The 3421-nt window shown below is 73.9% G+C and carries 3 protein-coding genes and 2 pseudogenes; 2 read left to right on the forward strand and 3 right to left on the reverse strand.

Features of this window, described 5'->3' with window-relative positions:
- Positions 1-448 (forward strand): annotated as a pseudogene (locus ACWEVO_RS32935) (PrsW family intramembrane metalloprotease); the annotation flags it as partial.
- Between the two features lie 13 nt (positions 449-461).
- Here ACWEVO_RS32935 and ACWEVO_RS32940 read toward each other — a convergent pair.
- Together ACWEVO_RS32940 and ACWEVO_RS32945 are read right to left on the reverse strand one after the other, a co-directional pair.
- Positions 462-629, reverse strand: coding sequence for a hypothetical protein (locus tag ACWEVO_RS32940; protein ID WP_452311339.1), 168 nt, complete (start codon positions 627-629; stop codon positions 462-464).
- A gap of 82 nt (positions 630-711) precedes the next feature.
- The gene (locus ACWEVO_RS32945) at positions 712-1059 is read right to left on the reverse strand and encodes a GroES family chaperonin (RefSeq protein WP_452311340.1); all 348 of its coding nucleotides are present in this window, start codon (positions 1057-1059) and stop codon (positions 712-714) included.
- A gap of 65 nt (positions 1060-1124) precedes the next feature.
- Here ACWEVO_RS32945 and ACWEVO_RS32950 point away from each other — a divergent pair, with 65 nt between their 5' ends.
- Positions 1125-2513: an AI-2E family transporter gene (locus ACWEVO_RS32950; protein ID WP_452311341.1), complete on the forward strand. Its 1389-nt coding sequence runs from the start codon at positions 1125-1127 to the stop codon at positions 2511-2513.
- Positions 2514-2568: 55 nt separating this feature from the next.
- On the opposite strand, the pseudogene ACWEVO_RS32955 reads toward ACWEVO_RS32950, so the two are convergent.
- A pseudogene (locus ACWEVO_RS32955) lies at positions 2569-3255 on the reverse strand (ATP-dependent DNA helicase); the annotation flags it as partial.
- Positions 3256-3421 lie beyond the last annotated feature (166 nt).

Genomic DNA, 3421 nt, shown 5'->3' on the forward strand with positions numbered 1-3421 from the left:
GCCGGCACGCGGCGCGCACCTGGGCCCGGCGGGTGGCCGGCGACGGCGGGTGGCCGGCGACGGCGGGGTGCGGGCGATGCGCGGCTACCAGTTCGCCGCCACCCGGCTGGCGCTGCTGCGGGACAGCATGCGGCGGGGACTGGACCGCAAGCCGGCCGACCGGGAGCGGACGGTCCGGGAGGAACGGGATCTGCTCGACGCGATCAGTGCGTACCGGTCGTTCTTCGTGGGGCGGGACCCGCAGGCCCCGGTCGGGGTCTGGGACGGGCAGCGCTACCACCTGCGGTTCCCCGACGGGTCGCAGCGGGCGGTCGAGGCGCCGGACGAGCCGGTGGTGCCGATCCCGGTGGTGCTGGCCCCGCCTCCACCCCCGGCCCACCCGGCCGGCTACGGCCCGCCCGGCTGGTACGGCCCGCGTCCGGCAGCCCCCTGGCCCCCGGGGGCCTGACCCTGGACCGGGGTCAGCTCATCAGGCCGGTGAGGAAGTCGCCGAAGCCCTGGAAGATGGCCATCAGGGCGGCCCCGATCCCCTTGAAGACCTGCGCGGCGCCGTCCGGCCGGAATGCCATGAAGTAGATCAGGAATATGACGAATCCCCAGGTCAGTATCTTCTTCACGAGTACCGGCATCGGTCCCTCCCCAGGGCGCTGAGGTGCCTGGGCTTCCCGCCGGACAGCGGTGCAAACGGCGCCCGGGGGCGGGTGGAGGGTCCTAGAGGTAGAGGCCGGTCGAGCCGGTCGACTCGCGCTCCACCCGTTCCGCGGCGACGGCGTGCACGTCCCGCTCCCGCAACAGCACGTACGCCCGGCCGTGCAGTTCGACCTCGGACCGCTCGTCGGGGTCGAAAAGCACCCGGTCGCCGGCGACGATGGAGCGCACGTGCGGGCCCACGCCCACCGCGGTGGCCCAGGCCAGCCGCTTGCCCACGGCCGCGGTCGCGGGGATCACGATGCCGGCGGTGGACCGGCGCTCACCCTCGCCGTTCTCCGTACGCACCAGCACGCGGTCGTGCAGCAGACGGATCGGCAGGCCGGTGTCGAGGTTCTGGTCGGCGGTCACGCGAAGACGCTACCGCGTACGTCACGGTCGATCCTCTGGTGGTTGAGCGCAACGGGGGAGGGGCAATGTGTGGCGGAGCCGCCCTAGGGTGGGGCGGACGGACGTATCCTGTCCCCCCTGTGACGGGGGCGGGCCAAAGTTTGCGGGAGGTGCGCTTGAGCCGCTTCGAGGCGCTGCGCGGACGGCTCCGCCGCGCGTACGAGTCCGGCCGGGAATCGGCGCGGGCCAACCGGGTCCACCCGGAGGTCGCGCCGGGGGACTCGGAGGTGGCCGCATCGTCCTCGCCGGGCCCGGCGGCGCCCGCGGCGGCGACCGTGGTCGGCGCCGAACCGGCGGCCGCGCCGGTCGCCTCGACGGTCAGCCAGGACGACACCGAGGTGCCGCACGCGCTGCGGATCGCGGCGGCCTGGTCGTGGCGGCTCATCGTGGTCGGCATCGTCGCCTGGGCGCTGCTCAACATCATCGGCACCATCCGCATCGTGATCATCCCGGTGACGGTGGCGTTGCTGCTCTCCGCGCTGCTCGCCCCGGCGGTCGGCTGGCTGCTCAAGGCCCACTTCCCCCGCTCGCTGGCCACCGGGGTGGTGCTGGTCGGCGGCCTGGCCGCGGTGATCGGCACGCTGACCCTGGTGGTGAACGAGTTCATCCAGGGCGTGCCGGAGCTGAGCGAGAAGACCTCGCAAGGTGTCCGGCAGATCCAGAACTGGCTCAAGACCGGCCCGCTGCACCTCTCCGACAGCCAGCTCAACCGATACATCGACGAGGCTCAGAGCTGGGTCAACGGCAACACCTCGAAGTTCGGCCAGGGTGCCCTCTCCACCGCGGCCACCCTGGCCGAGGTGCTCACCGGCACCGTCCTGGTGCTCTTCGCGACCTTCTTCTTCCTGCGGGACGGCAACAAGATCTGGCGCTTCCTGGTCCGGCTGCTGCCGGTGAAGGCGCGCTGGAAGGTGGACGACGCGGGCCGGGCCTCCTGGGCGACGCTCGGCGCGTACGTCCGGGCCACCGTGCTGGTCGCCTTCATCGACGCGGTCGGCATCGGGATCTTCCTGGTCATCTTCCACGTCCCGTTCGCCTTCCCGCTGGCCGCGCTGGTCTTCCTGGGCGCCTTCATCCCGATCGTCGGGGCCACCCTGTCCGGTGTGGTGGCGGTCCTGGTGGCGCTGGTCGACAGCGGCCCCGTGACCGCGTTGATCATCCTGGGCGCGGTGATCGGTGTGCAGCAGGTCGAGGGGCACATCCTCCAGCCGCTGATCATGGGCCGGGCGGTGGCCGTCCACCCGCTCGCCGTGATCATCGGGATCGCCGCCGGCGTGGTGCTCGCCGGGATCGCCGGGGCGCTGGTCGCGGTGCCGCTGATCGCGGTGCTGAACACGGCCATCCGCCGGCTCGCCGCGCGTACCGTGCCGGACACCCCGCCGGACGCCGTCGTGGTCGCCTCCCACGCCCCCTGACCGTCCCGCGTCTCCTGCCGCCCAGGGGACAGGCAGGCCGGGGAACGGCGCCGGTTCAGCTCTTGCCGAGGCGTTCCAGGGCGCCCCGGGCCACGTCGGGGCGGGTGGTGTACCAGAACGGCGGCAGCGAGCGCCGCAGGAACGGGCCATACCCGCGGGCGGTCTCCAGCCGGGAGTCGAGCACCGCCACCACGCCCCGGTCGCCGGTGGCCCGGATCAGCCGGCCGACGCCCTGGGCCAGCCGGACCGCCGCGATCGGCACGCTGACCGCCGCGAAGCCGGAGCCGCCGCCGGCGTCCACCGCCGCCGCCCGGGCCGCCGCGAGCGGCTCGTCCGGCCGGGGGAAGGGCAGCCGGTCGATGACCACGAGCTGACAGGAGTCGCCCGGCACGTCCACCCCCTGCCAGAGCGACATCACCCCGAACAGGCAGCTCTCCCGCTCCTCACGGAAGCGGCGCACCAGCAGCGGCAGCGCCTCCTCGCCCTGGAGCAGCACCGGCAGGTCGGTCCGCGCGCGCAGCAGCTCCGCCGCCTGCTGCGCGGCCCGTCGCGAGGAGAAGAGCCCGAGGGTACGCCCACCGAGCGCCCCGACCAGCGCCAGCAGCTCCTCACCGGCCGCGTCGGGCAGCCCGGAGACGCTGGGGCGGGGCAGGTGTGCGGCGACGTACAGGATGCCCTGCCGGGCGTAGTCGAAGGGTGAGCCGACGTCCAGCGAGGTCCAGCCCGGCCCCTCGGTGGCCGGGACCGTGCCGATCGCGGCCCGGCTGCCCTCGGTGCTCGCCACCGGGGCGGCAACGGTGGGGCGGCCGGCGGCGTTCCGGCAAGCACATCGCTGGGGCGCAGCGCCTTGAGCCGGCGATCGGCGAAGTCGGCGTACCAAATAAGGTCGCCGCCCCATGTCATGCCGA

Source organism: Micromonospora sp. NPDC003776 (genome assembly GCF_053605645.1).